Raw genomic sequence first — 15651 nt, forward strand, 5'->3', positions numbered from 1 at the left:
TACGGATTGGAAGGGAGCCCCCGGACGGACGGCCCGCCCGTGGGCGGGACCGGCCGCACCCCACCTCACCAGGCGAATCCTGGTCGAAAGGGCGGATGGACGGACGCGCAGGACCGCCACCCGACCACCGGCGGTCGGACAACCTATGCCTACGTAACCGTAACCTACGGCACCGTAGGTCTGGCAAGGGTGAGGAGCCCGTGATTCTCGAATACGCGCCCCCTACCCCGGCCACCAGGGAAGATGCGGCAGAAAGTGTCACCGGAGCGGCAGAGGTCGCTTACTCGGACAGATTCCGCCTGTGGACAACTCCCGAGAGCCCGGCGACGGGTCGCGGCGCCCCGCCAGGCTGGGCACATGACACAGAACAGACGTTCGAACGCCGACGGTGACGACTCCCTCCGCGCCCGCGTGCTCGACCTGCGCGAGCGGGGCTGGAGCAACCCCGACATCCGCGCCGAACTGGGGCTGAGCGGCTGGAAGCTCACCCAGCTCCTCCAGGGCCACGTCGAGCCCGCGCACGCCAACCTCGCCAACCGGGCCAGGACCGAACTGCGCGCCCAGGCCCGCGACCTGCGCGAGCAGGGTTGGAGCTACGACGCGACCGCCCGCAGGCTCCGGGTCTCCAAGAGCAGCCTGTCCGTCTGGCTGCGCGACCTGCCGAAGCCGGAGACGTACCATCCGGGCGAACCCCCCGAAGGATCGGGGATGACTCCGCAGGAGTGGGCGGAGCACTGCGCTCACCGACAGGAGCGCTACCGCCGACGCAAGGCGGAGGAGCGCCGCGCCCAGGTGGTCGAGGCAGCCAAGGAGATCGGCGAGTTGACCGACCGCGAACTCCTGATCGCGGGGGCGATCGCCTACTGGTGCGAAGGCTCCAAGAGTAAGCCGTGGCGGCGGCAGGGGGAGGTTGTCTTCGTCAACAGCGATCCCCACCTGGTCCGGATGTTCCTGCGCTTTCTCGAACTGTGCGGGTGGAGCCGCGACGAGGTGACGTTTCGGCTGAGCATCCACGAGAACGCGGACGTCGAGGACGCCACCCGGTTCTGGTCCGAGGTGGTCGGCGTACCGCCGGAGCGGTTCCGCAGGCCCACGCTCAAGAAGCACAATCCCAGGACCGTCCGGAAGAAGACCGGCGACCACTACCACGGCAGCCTGGTTCTTTACGCACAGAAGAGTTCGAGGCTCTACCGCCGGTTCGAGGGATGGGCCAGGGCGGTCATGCAGGGGACGGAGGAGGCGGTGACCGAGATCGAGAACACCGAGGAGCCGCCCTGGTAGCGGGCTGCTGAGGGGGCGTTGCTGAGGGGGCGGGGAGAACGGCAGGGCACCCGCTCCCCGGCCGACAGCCACACAACCGAGATGCTTCCGAAAGCGGGAGACGTTAAGGTGGCGGTAGAAGAAGTTGGTGGGTTCCACATCCACGGATGTGTGAGTGTGCGACGCTGTCCTCCAGCGGCCTGCCATCCCGGATGATGTAATTGGAAGCATGCGGGGTTTTGGTCCCCGTCGTCCAGGTTCGAGTCCTGGTCCGGGAGCACCCTTCACTGACCAGCGGAAACGCCTTCAGTGGGAAACTTCATAAAACGGACATCGGGGTTCGAGTCCCAGTGGCTCGGGCCCCGTTCCCGTCCTGCGGGCGCCGTCCTGTCGGCCGTGACCCGCCCTCCGAGGTGCTCCGGAGCGCCCCTCAGCCCGGATGTATGCTGCCTGTGTCGGCCCAGGACGTGAGTTCAGCATGCCCTGACGGGCCCTTCTTCGCCGTTTCGCCGACACCGCGTGTCGAGCACGGGGCCGCTGACCGCCGCGTATCGAACGCACAACACCCATCCGGTTCATCCGCCAGCGACATGAGGAGTCGCCGCCAGTGAGCGCGAGCCGTCCAGCTGCTGTCATCGTCCTTGCGGCGGGCGAGGGCACCCGCATGAAGTCCAGGCGTCCCAAGGTCCTCCACGAGATCTGCGGGCGGAGCCTGCTGGGACACGTCCTCGCCGCCGCCGCCGAACTCGAACCCGAACGCACCGTCGTGGTCGTGGGCCACGCCCGCGAGCAGGTGACCGAGCACCTCAAGGCCATCACCCCGGACGCCGTCACCGCCGTCCAGGAGGAGCAGAACGGCACCGGCCACGCCGTGCGCATGGCCGTCGAGGCGCTGCGCGCCCAGGGCGTCGAACTCTCCGGCACGGTTGTTCTCACCTGCGGCGACACCCCGTTGCTGCGCGGAGAGACACTGCGCGGCCTGGTCACCGCGCACGAGGAGGCGGGCAACGCCGTCACCGTCCTGTCGGCCCGCGTGCCCGACCCCACCGGCTACGGCCGGGTGGTGCGCGACGCCGACGGCGTCTTCACCGCGATCGTCGAGCACGCCGACGCCACCGAGGCCCAGCGCGCGGTCGACGAGATCAACTCCGGCATGTACGCCTTCGACGGCGCGCTGCTGTCGCAGGTGGTCCACCGGCTCTCGGCGGACAACGCCAAGGGCGAGGAGTACATCACCGACGCGGTGGCCCTGCTGCGCGGCGACGGCCACCGGGTGGGCGCCCACACCGCCTCCGACCGGACCGAGGTCGAGGGGGTCAACGACCGGGTGCAGCTCGCCGAGGCGCGCCGCCTGCTCAACGCCCGCCTGCTGGAGCGGCTCATGCGCGGCGGCGCCACCGTGGTCGACCCGGCCTCCACGTGGGTGGACGTCGACGTCGAGGCGGGGCGCGACGCGGTGATCGAGCCGCAGACCCAGTTGCAGGGGCGCACCGTCGTCGGGGAGGGCGCCCAGGTGGGTCCCTCCACGGTGCTGTGCGACACCGAGGTGGGGGAAGGCGCCGCCGTCTCGCACACGGTCGCCCGCGAGGCGGTGATCGGCGCGGAGGTCACGGTGGGGCCCTACGCCTACCTGCGCCCCGGCGCGCGGCTGGAGCGCGGGGTCAAGGTCGGCACCTACGTCGAGGTGAAGAACTCGGTGGTGGGCGAGGGGTCCAAGGTGCCGCACCTGACCTACGTGGGCGACGCCGACATCGGCCGGGGGGTCAACATCGGGGCGTCGTCGGTGTTCGTCAACTACGACGGCGTGAACAAGCACCGCACCGTGATCGGGGACCACGCGCGGACCGGCAGCGACAACATGTTCGTGGCTCCGGTGCGGGTGGGCGACGGAGCCTACACGGGTGCGGGCACGGTGGTGCGCGAGGACGTGCCGCCGGGGGCGCTGGCGGTGTCGGCGGGTTCCCAGCGCAACATCGAGGGCTGGGTGGAGCGCAAACGTCCGGGTACTCCGTCGGCGCAGGCCGCGGAGCGGGCCCGGGCCGGCTCGGAGGAGGATCGGTGAGCGCGGCGCTGGCGCGTCTGGCTCCGGACGGGCTTCCGGGCAGGCGAAGAGAGAACAACCGGAACTATGGGGGATGTTAACGTGACCGGCATGAAAGCCGCGGGTCAGAAAAAACTCATGCTCTTCTCGGGGCGCACCCATCCCGATCTCGCGGAGGAGGTCGCGGCGGAGTTGGGTATCCAGGTGGTTCCCACCAGGTTCCAGGACTTCGCCAACGGGGAGATCTTCGTCCGCTACCTGGAGTCGGTGCGGGGCAGCGACGCCTTTGTCATCCAGTGCCACTCCGATCCGATCAACAAGTCCATCATGGAGCAGCTGATCATGGTGGACGCGCTGAAGCGGGCCTCGGCCAAGCGCATCACCGTGGTCACGCCGTTCTTCGGCTACGCGCGGCAGGACAAGAAGCACCGCGGTCGGGAGCCGATCTCGGCCCGGCTGATCACGGACCTGTTCAAGACCGCGGGCGCGGACCGGTTGATGGCGGTGGACCTGCACACCGACCAGATCCAGGGATTCTTCGACGGTCCGGTCGACCACCTGTTCGCGCTTCCCCTCCTGGCCGACTACGTGGCGGCGAACGTGGACCTGAGCAACGCGACCGTGGTGTCGCCGGACTCGGGCCGGGTGCGTACGGCCGACCGGTGGGCCGACCGGCTGGGGACGCCGCTGGCGATCGTCCACAAGCGGCGCGACCCGGACGTGGCCAACGAGGTGCGGGTGCACGAGGTCGTCGGTGAGGTGCGGGGGCGCACCTGTGTCCTGGTGGACGACATGATCGACACGGCGGGCACCATCGTGAAGGCGGCGGACGCCCTGTTCGAGCAGGGCGCGGCGAAGGTGATCGCGGCGGCGACGCACGGGGTGCTGTCGGGGCCCGCGGTGGACCGGCTGTGTGACTCGCGGATCTCCGAGGTGGTGATCACCAACTCGCTGCCGATCCCCAAGGACCGCCAGTTCGACAAGCTGACGCAGTTGTCGATCGCGCCGATGGTGGCCCGTGCGGTCAACGAGGTCTTCAGTGACGGTTCGGTGACGAGCCTGTTCGAGTGATTCGCGCGGGTGCCGGTCAGCGGGCGCCGGGTTCGCTGACCGGCCTGCCGTGCGCGAGGTGTCGGGCGAGCCGTTAGACTGCTATGAGCTTCCCCGCGTCCGCGGGGCGATCTCCGTGCTCGCGCGGGCCGCTTGGCAGTGGCACGGCGAGATCGTGTGTGTTCCCCGCGTGGGTGGGGTTTCCCGCTGGTATGGAGCGGGGCTGTTTTTCGTAGAGGCCGTGTCTCCCCGTCGTTGCGGGGGATGATCCACCAAGGAGTTTCGTCGTGTCCGAGGTACGTATCGCTGCCGAGCCGCGCACCGAGTTCGGTAAGGGCGCCGCGCGCCGCGCCCGTCGCGCGGGCAAGGTGCCGGCCGTCCTCTACGGCCACGGCACCGCCCCCCGCCACATCAATCTGCCGGGCCACGATCTGATGCTCGCTCTGAAGACCCCGAACGTGCTGCTGCGCCTGGAGGGCGTCGAGGGTGGAAACAACCTCGTGCTTCCCAAGAGCGTGCAGCGTGACGCGATCAAGGGGTTCCTGGAGCACGTGGACCTGCTGGTGGTGGAGAAGGGCGAGAAGGTCGCGGTTGAGATCCCGGTGACGGTGACCGGTGACGTCGCCGCCGGTGGGGTCGTCAACCAGGAGCTGGTGCAGGTCGAGGTGTTGACGGAGGCCACCCACATTCCCGAGGGGGTCGAGGTGGACGTGACCGGTCTTGAGGCCGGTACGCACATCACCGCGGGTGAGCTGAAGCTGCCCGCGGGGACCGAGCTGTCCACGGCCGCCGACACGATCGTGCTGACCGTGTCGGCGGATGTCGTCGCGGAGGCCGCCGCCGAGGAGGCGGCCGAGGGCGGGGCCGCCGCGGAGTAGGGCGACGCCGGAACGGTTTCTGTGGTGATGCGCGGTCTTCTCACACGGTTGTGGGGAGGCCGCGCGGTCGTGTCCGCGGGGTCTGCTGCGCGAGCGGTGGGGAGTGGTGAGGTGAGCGGGGAGCGCTGGCTGGTTGTCGGGTTGGGCAATCCGGGGCCCAAGTACGCGGGCAACCGTCACAACGTGGGTTTCATGGTGGTGGACTCGCTGGCGGCGCAGCGGGGTGAGCGGTGGCGGGCGCACAGGGCGCACGCCGAGGTGGTGGAGACGCGGGTCTCCGATGTGCCGGTGGTGCTGGCCAAGCCGCGTTCGTACATGAACCTGTCGGGCGGGCCGGTGGCGAACCTGTGCGCCTTCTACAAGGTGCCGGTCGAGCGGGTCGTGGTGGTGCACGACGAGCTGGACATCCCGTTCTCCGCGTTGAAGTTGAAGCGGGGCGGCGGGGCGGCCGGGCACAACGGGCTGCGTTCGGTCACGGCGTCGTTGGGGTCCCCCGACTACGTGCGGGTCCGGGTGGGGATCGGACGTCCGCCGGGGCGGATGGACGTCGCCGCGTTCGTGCTGCGGGACTTCTCCGCGACGGAGCGCAGGGAGTTGGACGTGCATGTGGCGCGTGCGGCCGACGCGGTGGAGACGGTGCTGACCTCGGGGTTGGAGAAGGCCCAGCTGATCTACCACACGGCCGCCTGAGCGGGCGGTGTTCCGGGCCGTCCGGAGTCGGTTTCCGGGTGGGAGTCGCCGTTTCGGGGCGGGGACCGTGCGAGACTGGTGGGCGGGTCCGGATGTGCGGATTCCGGGAGTGACGCGTTCGGCGTCCGGGATGGGAGCATACTGAACCTGGTGAGCACCATCAGAGACGATCACGAGGTGGCGCGTGACCTGGCTGTGGAGGCCGGGCAGCAGCTGATGCGGCTGCGGGAGCGCAACGGATTCGACGAGCCCGAGGTGTTGCGGACCCTGGGGGACCGGGTGTCGCACGAGTTTCTGTTCTCCGCGTTGGGGCGGTTGCGGCCCAGTGACGCGGTGCTGTCGGAGGAGGGGGTGGACGATCCCCGGCGGTTGAGCGCGCGCCGGGTGTGGATCATCGACCCGCTGGACGGCACCCGCGAGTTCGGTGAGGCCGGCCGGGTCGACTGGGCGGTGCACGTGGCGCTGTGGGAGAACGGGGAGTTGGCCGCGGGGGCGGTGTCGCTGCCCGCGCAGGGGAGCACGCTGTCGACGGTGGACCCGCCGTGGCTGCCGGAGGAGCGTCCGGCGGAGCAGCGGTTGCGGATCACCACGAGTCGGACGCGGCCTCCGGACTTCGTGCGGCGGTTGGCGAACCGGCTGGGAGCCGAGCTGGTGCCGATGGGGTCGGCGGGTGCGAAGATCTGCGCGGTGATGCTGGGGATCGCCGACATCTACATTCACGCGGGCGGCCAGTACGAGTGGGACAGCGCGGCTCCGGTGGCCGTGGCTCGGGCCGCCGGCCTGCATGTCTCCCGGATCGACGGGAGCGGGTTGACCTACAACCGGTCCGACCCCTACCTGCCGGATATCCTAGTATGTCGACCAGAGTTGTCGGGTATGTTGTTGGCCAGCATCCGTAACGTAGCGGATCTGGACAACGCGGGTCCACACGCCGGAGCCTGAGGCCGCGCCTCGGCTCGGGCGAACGGAGCGAGCACGAGGCGGGTTTCCATGAGTCAGGCCAGTGACGCCGTCGGGCGGTATCAGCTTTCGCAACTCGACTTCCTCGAGGCCGAGGCGATCTTCATCATGCGGGAGGTCGCGGCCGAGTTCGAGCGTCCGGTGCTGCTCTTCTCGGGCGGCAAGGACTCCGTGGTCATGCTCCGGATCGCGGAGAAGGCGTTCTGGCCCGCTCCGATCCCGTTCCCCGTGATGCACGTCGACACCGGGCACAACTTCCCCGAGGTCATCGAGTTCCGCGACAGGCGGGTGGCCGAACTGGGGGTGCGGCTGATCGTGGCCTCGGTGCAGGAGCAGATCGACGCGGGCAAGGTGGTCGAGACCACGGGCCGGTGGGCCAGCCGCAACCGGTTGCAGACGGCCGCGCTGCTGGAGGCCATCGAGGAGAACAGCTTCGACGCGGCGTTCGGCGGGGCGCGGCGCGACGAGGAGAAGGCGCGCGCCAAGGAGCGGGTGTTCTCGTTCCGGGACGAGTTCGGCCAGTGGGACCCCAAGAACCAGCGTCCCGAGCTGTGGAACATCTACAACACCCGCGTCAACCGGGGCGAGAACATCCGGGTGTTCCCGCTGTCCAACTGGACCGAGTTGGACGTGTGGAACTACATCCGCCGCGAGGAACTGGAACTGCCGTCCATCTACTTCGCGCACCGGCGCCGGGTGTTCGAGCGTGACGGCATCCTGCTGCCCGAGAGTCCCTTCGTCACGCGCGACGAGGACGAGGAGGTCTTCGAGGCCTCCGTCCGGTACCGCACGGTGGGCGACATGACGTGCACCGGCGCGGTTCTCTCCACGGCGACCGAGCTTGACGAGGTGATCGCCGAGATCGCGGCCACCCGGATCACCGAGCGCGGCCAGACCCGCGCCGACGACCGCAGCAGCGAGGCCGCCATGGAGGACCGCAAGCGCGAGGGCTACTTCTAGCCGCTCTCCTCCCACTCCACCCATCCGCGCCTATGCACTTGGACCACTTGCTCATGAGTACTGACATTCTGCGGTTCGCCACGGCCGGTTCCGTCGACGACGGCAAGAGCACCCTGATCGGCCGACTGCTCTACGACTCCAAGTCGATCTTCGAGGACCAGTTCGACGCGGTGGAGCGTACCAGCCGGTCCCGGGGGGAGGAGCAGGCCAACCTGGCGCTGCTCACCGACGGTCTGCGCGCCGAACGCGAGCAGGGCATCACGATCGACGTGGCCTACCGGTACTTCGCGACCCCGCGGCGGACCTTCATCATCGCCGACACGCCGGGCCACATCCAGTACACCCGGAACATGGTCACCGGGGCTTCCACGGCGGACCTGGCGGTGATCCTGGTGGACGCCCGCAAGGGGTTGCAGGAGCAGAGCCGCAGGCACGCCTTCCTGGCCACGCTGCTGCAGGTGCCGCACCTGGTGCTCGCGGTGAACAAGATGGACCTGGTGGACTACTCCGAGGAGCGGTTCGAGGAGATCAAGAAGGAGTTCTCCACGTTCGCCGCCAAGCTGGACGTCACCGACCTGACCTTCATCCCGCTCTCGGCGCTGCACGGCGACAACGTGGTGGAGCGGTCGCTGAACATGCCGTGGTACGACGGCCCGTCGCTGCTGCACCACCTGGAGCACGTGCACATCGCGTCCGACCGCAACCTGATCGACGTGCGTTTCCCGGTGCAGTACGTGATCCGGCCGCACCGGGCCGACGACCCGGACCTGCACGACTACCGGGGCTACGCCGGCCAGGTGGCGGGCGGGGTGCTCAAGCCGGGGGACGAGGTGGTGCACCTGCCGTCGGGGCTGACCACGCGGATCAGGCGGATTCTCACCGCGGACGGGGACGTGGCCGAGGCGTTCTCCCCGATGTCGGTGACGCTGCTGCTGGAGGACGACATCGACATCTCGCGCGGCGACATGATCTGCCGTCCCCACAACCGGCCGAGCGTCACCCAGGACGTCGACGCGATGGTGTGCTGGATGGCGGAGGGGCGTACGCTCACGCCGCGGACGAGGTTGCTGATCAAGCACACCACGCGTACCGCCAAGGTGATGGTTCGCGACCTGCGGTACCGGTTGGACGTCAACACGCTGCACCGCGACGAGTCGGCGGCGGCGCTGGAGTTGAACGAGATCGGTCGGCTGTCGTTGCGGGTCACCCAGCCCCTGTTCGTCGACGAGTACCAGCGCAACCGGTTGACCGGCGGGTTCATCCTGATCGACGAGGGCACCAACACGACGGTGGGCGCAGGCATGATCCTCAGGGCCGGGTGACGCGCCCGGGGCCGGGCGTGGCCGGTGGCGTGTCAGCGCCGCGGTTGGGCCGGGCGTGGTCCGGACGCGGCGTCGTGCCGTCTCCGGTGCCGGTTGCGGACCGGGAGCCGTCCGGGTGAGGGGCGGCACAGCAGTGCGGTGCGGGTCGGGGTGGTGACCCGGTCGTGGATCTCGACGGGGAGGGTCGGCACTCCCCGTATCCGGGCCAGGACGAGGAACGGCAGGGTGTCGCGTGCGCCGGTGGAGACGACCACGGCGGGGCGGTACCGGCTGAACAGGCGGATCGCCGTGAGGGTGTTGCGGAACAGGGCGGTGGCGCGCCGGAGGAGGGGGTGGCGCGGCCGGGCGTCCGGTTCGGGGGGTTGCCGGGCGGCCAGGTCGGCGGTGCGCAGGGTGATCCAGAACCGTTCGTGTCCGTGCCACCAGGGGCGCGGGGGCCACAGTTGGGCGAGGTGCCCGCCGTTGGCGGCCACGAGCAGGACGGGTGAAGAGGTCATGGCCCAATAATTACATGACTCAGGGTTATGTAGCCATTACCTGAAGTGATAGTGCGCTGGTTGCGGGGTTATGGCCGGTTTGTTTCCGTGGTGTGTTCGGGAGGCGCATACCGTGGTGGCATGCGTCTGACCGTTTTCACCGACCTGTCGCTGCGTATCGTGATGCGATTGGCCGTCGCCGAGGAGGAGGCGCTCACCACGCGCTCGGTGGCCGCGATGATGGCCGTTCCCTACACGCACGCGGCCAAGGCCGTGGCGCGGCTCAGTGAGATGGGTCTGGTGGAGGCGCGGCGGGGGCGCGGCGGCGGACTGCGGCTCACCCGGGCGGGGTTCTCGGCGACCGTCGGCTCGATCGTCCGGGAGTTGGAGGGCGCGGGGGACGTCGTGGGGTGCGAGGACGATCCGCCCTGTCCGCTGCGGGAGGCCTGTCGGCTGCGCGGCGAGCTGCGTCGGGCGCAGGAGGCGTTCTTCGCGGCACTGGACGAGGTGACCGTCGAGTCGCTTGTGGCGAGTCCCACAGGGAAGATTCTGGTGGCGCTCCAGCCTCCCGAGCAGACGCCGTAGACCTGCTCCGACCTGCACAGGTGGTGCCCCGGTGATTCCTGGGGGGTGGATGGGGGAGTGGAGGCGCGCTCTTTAATATGCATCTGAGATGCAAATTAAAGGGTCCTCGAACTCCCCAACCCCTGGAGGGCGCATGCTGTCACCGCAGTCCGCCGAGATCGTCCGTGCCACGCTCCCGGTCGTGGGAGCCCACCTCGACCAGATCACCGCCCGTTTCTACGCGACGATGTTCGCGGACCGTCCCGAACTGCTCGACGGTCTGTTCAACCGGGCCAACCAGGCCAACGGGGAGCAGCGCAGGGCACTCGCCGGGTCCATCGCCGGATTCGCCACCGCGCTGCTGGACCGTCCCGACGAGCGCCCCGACGCCATGCTGGCGCGGATCGCCCACAAGCACGCCGCCGTCGGGGTCACCGAGGACCAGTACGTCGTCGTACACAAGTACCTGTTCGGCGCGATCGCCGACGTCCTGGGCGAGGCCGTCACCCCCGAGGTCGCCGCTGCCTGGGACGAGGTGTACTGGCTGATGGGCGGCGCGCTGATCGCGATGGAGGCCCGGATCTACGCCGAGAAGGGCGCCGTCAACGGCCGCACCTGGCGGGAGTGGACGATCGTGGACCGCCGCGAGGAGACCCCCGACGTGGTGTCGCTCACCCTGCGGCCCGACGACGACGCACCCCTCCCCGAGGTCCGGCCCGGACAGTACGTCAGCGTCCGCATGCGCATGCCCGACGGAGTCCACCAGCTCCGCCAGTACTCCGTCTCCGGCGGAGACGAGCGGAGCAGGCGGATCACCGTCAAGCGGGTCCGCGGCGGCAGGGGAGCCCCCGACGGGGAGATGTCCACCCTGCTGCACGCCGACGCCCGCGTGGGCGACCGCCTCACCGTCTCCGCGCCCTTCGGCGACGTGGTCCTCACCGACGGCGACCGGCCGCTCGTGCTCGTCTCGGCGGGCATCGGCTGCACCCCCATCGTCGGCATGCTGCACCACCTCGCCGCCACCGGTGCCACCCGCCGGGTCCTGGCGCTGCACGCCGACCGCTCCCGCGACGCCCACGCGCTGCGCGAGGAGACCGCGGAGCTGGTCGACGCGCTGCCGCGGGCAGAGCGGATCGTCTGGTACGAGGAGGGCGACGGCGGCCGGACCGGCCGGATGGACCTGGGCGACGTCGAGATCCCCGCCGACGCCGAGGTCTACCTGTGCGGCCCGGTGCCCTTCATGCGCGACGCCCGCGCCCAGATCCTGGCCGCGGGTGTTTCCGCCAGGGCGGTCCACTACGAGGTGTTCGGCCCCGACCTGTGGCTCCCGGAGAGCTGACCACCCCGGCGAATCGCTCCGCCGCGGCCCGCGCCGGCTGACCGGCGCGGGCCGCCGCCGTCGAATCAGTCCCCGCCGCCGCCGTCTCCGCCGCCCCAGTCGAAGTCCCAGCCCCCGGAGTCGCCGATCTCCGCGCCCTCGCGTCCGTTCCGGCCCCTGCGGCGCTTCTTCCCGCCGATCGGCAGCAGGAGAACCACGGCGAAGAGGACGACGAAGACCACCGGAGCCACCAGCAGGATGTCCATCCGGACTCCTTTCCACCCGTCAGCGACGGCCCCGGCCGCTCATCCCGGTGGAGCCGTGCCGGACACCGCCCGGACGAGTGCAGGGGACCCGCGGAAACCGGTAGAAGTGTGGAGAACCCGAGAAAATCAGCCCTGCGGTCGCTTCCGGCCGGGCTCGAAGATCGCCTCCACCAGCTCCGAGCACCACCTCAGCAGTTCCCGGTCGCGCAACTGCTTCCCGCCGATGCCTCCGGCCTTGGGGACCGGCACCAGCAGGGTGTGGGTGGCGTTCTTGAGGATCGACTTGGGGTAGAGCCGACGCAGCCGCAACTGCTGGGACTCGCGCAGCTCCACCGGGGCGAACCGGACCTGGCTGCCCTGCAGGACCACGTCGGTGAGTCCGGCACTCCTGGCCAGCACCCGGAACCGCGCCACCGCAAACAGGTTGTCGACCGGCTGCGGCGGCTCGCCGTAGCGGTCGACCAGCTCCTCGCGGACCGCGGCGATGTCGTCCTCGCCCGCGACCTCGGAGATCCTGCGGTAGGCCTCCAGCCGCAGCCGCTCCCCCGGCACGTAGTCGTGCGGGATGTGCGCGTCGATGGGCAGCTCGACCCTGGTCTCGACCTCCTCGGCCGCGTCCTGGCCGCCCTTCAGCTCGCGCACCGCCTCGCCGACCATGCGCACGTACAGGTCGAAGCCCACGCCCGCGATGCTGCCGGACTGCTCGGTGCCCAGGATGTTGCCCGCGCCCCGGATCTCCAGGTCCTTCATCGCCACGTACATGCCCGCGCCGGTCTCGGTGTGCTGGGCGACCGTGGCCAGCCGCTCGTGGGCGGTCTCGCTGAGCGGCTTGTCCGGCGGGTACAGGAAGTAGGCGTAGGCGCGCTCCCGTCCGCGCCCCACCCGGCCGCGCAGCTGGTGCAGCTGCGACAGGCCGTAGTTGTCGGCCCGGTCCACGATCAGGGTGTTGGCGTTGGGCACGTCCAGACCCGACTCCACGATCGTGGTGGAGACCAGGACGTCGAAGTTCTTCTCCCAGAAGTCGACCATCACCCGTTCGAGCTGCTGCTCGTTCATCTGGCCGTGGGCGTAGGCCACGCGCGCCTCGGGTACCAGGCGGCTCAGCGTGGCGGCGACCCGGTCGATCGTGGCCACCCGGTTGTGCACGAAGAACACCTGGCCCTCGCGCATCAGCTCGCGCCGGACGGCCGCCGCGATCTGCTTCTCGTCGTAGGGGCCGACGAAGGTGAGCACCGGGTGCCGCTCCTCGGGCGGGGTGAGGATCGTGGTCATCTCGCGGATGCCGGTGAGCCCCATCTCCAGGGTGCGGGGGATGGGAGTGGCCGACATCGCCAGCACGTCCACCTGGGTGCGCAGCCGCTTGAGCGCCTCCTTGTGCTCGACGCCGAACCGCTGCTCCTCGTCGATGATCACCAGCCCCAGGTTCTTGAACCGGGTCTCGGGGGAGAGCAGCCGGTGCGTGCCGATCACCACGTCGACGTCGCCGCTGAGCATGCCCTCGCGGGTGCGTTCGATGTCGGCGTCGGTCTGGAACCGCGACATCGGCCGGACCGTGACCGGGAAGGACGCGTAGCGTTCGGTGAACGTGGACAGGTGCTGCTGGACCAGCAGGGTGGTGGGCACCAGCACCGCCACCTGTTTGCCGTCCTGCACCGCCTTGAAGGCCGCGCGCACCGCCACCTCGGTCTTGCCGTAGCCGACGTCGCCGCAGATCAGCCGGTCCATGGGCACCGACTTCTCCATGTCGCGCTTGACCTCCTCGATCGCGGCGAGCTGGTCGGGCGTCTCCACGTAGGGGAAGGCGTCCTCCAGTTCCCGCTGCCAGGGGGTGTCCGGCGCGAACGCGTGCCCCGGCGACGCCTGCCGCGCCGAGTACAGCCGGATCAGGTCGCCGGCGATCTCCCGGACGACCTTGCGCGCCCGGTTCTTGGTCTTGGTCCACTCGGCGCCGCCCATCTTGGACAGGGCGGGAGCGTCGCCGCCGACGTAGCGGGTGACCTCGTCCAACTGGTCGGTGGGCACGAACAGCCGGTCGCCGGGCTGGCCGCGTTTGGAGGGCGCGTACTCGATGACCAGGTACTCGCGGGTGGCGCCCTGGACGCTGCGGCTGACCATCTCGATGTAGCGGCCGATGCCGTGCTGCTCGTGCACGACGTAGTCGCCGGGTTTGAGCTGGAGCGGATCGACGCCGCCGCGGCGGCGGCTCGGCATCCGGCGCATGTCGCGGGTGGAGGAGCGCTGCCCGGCGAGGTCGGTCTCGGTGAGCACCACCAGGCGCACCGAGCGCCACACGAAGCCGTGCTCGATCAGTCCGGTGGTGACCGTCGCCACGGCGGGGTCGGGCGGTTCGGGCAGGGAGTCGCGCAACTGCGTGCCCAGGCCCGCGTCGCGCAGCATGGACGTCAGCCGTTCGGCCGGCCCCTGCCCGGGGGTGAGCAGCACGACCCGCCACCGGTCGTGCAGCCAGGACTTGACGTCGGCGATCGCGCGCTCGGTGTCGCCCCGGTAGGCGTCCGCGGCCGACGCTCCGACGAGTACGGAGTCGTCCTCCTCGGCGGTGGCGGAGACACCCGGGTCGAAGGGGGTGACGGTCCACCACGGCAGGCCGAGCTGGTCGGCGCGCGAGCGGAGTTCGGCGATCGACTGGTAGGCGGAGCCGCCCAGGTCGATGGGGGCCGCACCGCCGGAGGCCGCGTTGATCCAGGACGCGTCGAGGAACTCCTGGCTGGTGGCGACCAGTTCCTGGGCGCGGGTGCGGATGCGCTCGGGGTCGCAGCCCACGATGTGGGTTCCCTCGGGCAGCAGGTCCAGCAGCAGTTCCATGCGGTCGGCGAGCACCGGGGCGAACGCCTCCATGCCCTCGACCGTGACGCCTTCGGCGAGCTTGCCCAGGACGTCGGCGAGCGCCGGATGTTCGGCGGCGAGGACGCGGGCGCGTTCCCGCACGGTGTCGGTGAGCAGCAGTTCCCGGCAGGGCGGCGCGAACAGTCCGGCCCCGGCGTCGCCGCCGAAGCGGTCCGACCCGGTGATGGAACGCTGGTCGGCGACCTGGAAGTAGCGGATCTCCTCGACGGAGTCGCCCCAGAACTCCAGGCGCAGCGGGTGTTCCTCGGTGGGCGGGAACACGTCGAGGATGCCGCCGCGCACGGCGATGTCGCCGCGCTTCTCCACCAGGTCGACGCGTGCGTATCCCGCGTCGACCAGCGCCTGGACCACCTCGTCCAGTTCGACGGAGTCGCCCGTGCGCACCCGGACCGGTGTGAGGTCGCCGAGCCCGGCCACCAGCGGCTGCAGGACGGCGCGGACGGGGGCGACGACCACCCGAAGGGGCGCGGTGAGCGGGTCGGAGGGGTCGGGGTGGGCCAGGCGGCGCAGCACCGCCAGGCGCTGCCCCACGGTGTCGGAGCGGGGAGACAGGCGCTCGTGCGGCAGGGTCTCCCAGGCGGGGAACAGCGCCACGGAGTCGGCGGGCAGCAGCGAACCGAGGGCACTGCTCAGGTCGGAGGCCTCACGTTCCGTGGCGGTGACGGCCAGGATCGGGCGTCCCGCGCCCACGGGGGCGTCGGAGGCGAGTCCGGCCACGACGAAAGGACGCGCCGCGGGGGGCGCGACGATGTCGAGGTGGGGATCGCGGCCGCCGCGGGCGGTCTCGATCGCCCGGTTCAGGGCCGGGTCGCCGGTGACGACGGAGAGAAGTCCATTAAGGCTCATATCACCAGGTGGGGCGTGTGATGGTTGGTGCCCGCCGCGTGGCGGGCGCGAAACGGAGGCGGAGTCGGCACTCCTCGGGATACAGCCTACGCGGGGCGCTGTGCCGACCGCATCAGGTATGGGTGACCGGTGGAGGCGGAGTCGCCTACGGTGGT

13 protein-coding genes and 1 tRNA gene are annotated in these 15651 nt (G+C 70.2%); 11 read left to right on the plus strand and 3 right to left on the minus strand.

Annotated elements, in window-relative coordinates:
* The first annotated feature begins 357 nt into the window (after positions 1 to 357).
* The 9 genes from NI17_RS22880 (at position 358) to cysN (ending at position 9161) form a co-directional block, all read left to right on the plus strand.
* Complete coding sequence (locus NI17_RS22880; RefSeq protein WP_068687443.1) at positions 358 to 1281, plus strand: helix-turn-helix domain-containing protein; 924 nt, start codon at positions 358 to 360, stop codon at positions 1279 to 1281.
* Positions 1282 to 1466: 185 nt separating this feature from the next.
* Positions 1467 to 1538, plus strand: a tRNA-Gln gene (locus tag NI17_RS22885).
* A 329-nt stretch (positions 1539 to 1867) separates the two neighbouring features.
* Positions 1868 to 3322, plus strand: a complete 1455-nt coding sequence (gene glmU / locus NI17_RS22890; protein WP_068687444.1) for a bifunctional UDP-N-acetylglucosamine diphosphorylase/glucosamine-1-phosphate N-acetyltransferase GlmU — start codon at positions 1868 to 1870, stop codon at positions 3320 to 3322.
* 81 nt (positions 3323 to 3403) lie between these two features.
* Positions 3404 to 4372, plus strand: coding sequence for a ribose-phosphate diphosphokinase (locus NI17_RS22895; protein ID WP_068687445.1), 969 nt, complete (start codon positions 3404 to 3406; stop codon positions 4370 to 4372).
* Between the two features lie 266 nt (positions 4373 to 4638).
* Entirely contained in the window at positions 4639 to 5229 is a 591-nt protein-coding gene (locus NI17_RS22900; RefSeq protein ID WP_068687446.1) for a 50S ribosomal protein L25/general stress protein Ctc, read from the plus strand.
* A 27-nt stretch (positions 5230 to 5256) separates the two neighbouring features.
* A complete protein-coding gene (gene pth / locus NI17_RS22905) occupies positions 5257 to 5919 on the plus strand; it encodes an aminoacyl-tRNA hydrolase (RefSeq protein ID WP_068687447.1) in 663 nt (220 codons plus the stop codon).
* Positions 5920 to 6069: 150 nt separating this feature from the next.
* Positions 6070 to 6861, plus strand: a complete 792-nt coding sequence (locus NI17_RS22910) for a 3'(2'),5'-bisphosphate nucleotidase CysQ (protein ID WP_119267986.1) — start codon at positions 6070 to 6072, stop codon at positions 6859 to 6861.
* A gap of 48 nt (positions 6862 to 6909) precedes the next feature.
* Positions 6910 to 7839 carry a sulfate adenylyltransferase subunit CysD gene (cysD, locus tag NI17_RS22915; protein WP_068687448.1) on the plus strand — a complete coding sequence of 310 codons (930 nt, stop codon included), beginning with the start codon at positions 6910 to 6912 and terminating at the stop codon, positions 7837 to 7839.
* 53 nt (positions 7840 to 7892) lie between these two features.
* Positions 7893 to 9161 carry a sulfate adenylyltransferase subunit CysN gene (cysN, locus tag NI17_RS22920; protein ID WP_068687449.1) on the plus strand — a complete coding sequence of 423 codons (1269 nt, stop codon included), beginning with the start codon at positions 7893 to 7895 and terminating at the stop codon, positions 9159 to 9161.
* 32 nt (positions 9162 to 9193) lie between these two features.
* On the opposite strand, the gene NI17_RS22925 is transcribed toward cysN, so the two are convergent.
* Positions 9194 to 9658, minus strand: coding sequence for a glycosyltransferase family 28 protein (locus tag NI17_RS22925; RefSeq protein ID WP_068687450.1), 465 nt, complete (start codon positions 9656 to 9658; stop codon positions 9194 to 9196).
* Positions 9659 to 9778: 120 nt separating this feature from the next.
* Here NI17_RS22925 and NI17_RS22930 point away from each other — a divergent pair, with 120 nt between their 5' ends.
* Positions 9779 to 10222 carry an Rrf2 family transcriptional regulator gene (locus tag NI17_RS22930; protein ID WP_068687451.1) on the plus strand — a complete coding sequence of 148 codons (444 nt, stop codon included), beginning with the start codon at positions 9779 to 9781 and terminating at the stop codon, positions 10220 to 10222.
* 133 nt (positions 10223 to 10355) lie between these two features.
* Entirely contained in the window at positions 10356 to 11540 is a 1185-nt protein-coding gene (locus NI17_RS22935) for a globin domain-containing protein (RefSeq protein ID WP_068687452.1), read from the plus strand.
* Positions 11541 to 11605: 65 nt separating this feature from the next.
* On the opposite strand, the gene NI17_RS22940 is transcribed toward NI17_RS22935, so the two are convergent.
* Together NI17_RS22940 and mfd are read right to left on the minus strand one after the other, a co-directional pair.
* The gene (locus tag NI17_RS22940; protein WP_068687453.1) at positions 11606 to 11785 is read right to left on the minus strand and encodes a hypothetical protein; all 180 of its coding nucleotides are present in this window, start codon (positions 11783 to 11785) and stop codon (positions 11606 to 11608) included.
* Positions 11786 to 11911: 126 nt separating this feature from the next.
* Positions 11912 to 15496, minus strand: coding sequence for a transcription-repair coupling factor (gene mfd / locus NI17_RS22945; RefSeq protein WP_119267985.1), 3585 nt, complete (start codon positions 15494 to 15496; stop codon positions 11912 to 11914).
* Positions 15497 to 15651 lie beyond the last annotated feature (155 nt).

Origin of the sequence: Thermobifida halotolerans (genome assembly GCF_003574835.2) — a bacterium.
GTDB classification, from domain to species: domain Bacteria; phylum Actinomycetota; class Actinomycetes; order Streptosporangiales; family Streptosporangiaceae; genus Thermobifida; species Thermobifida halotolerans.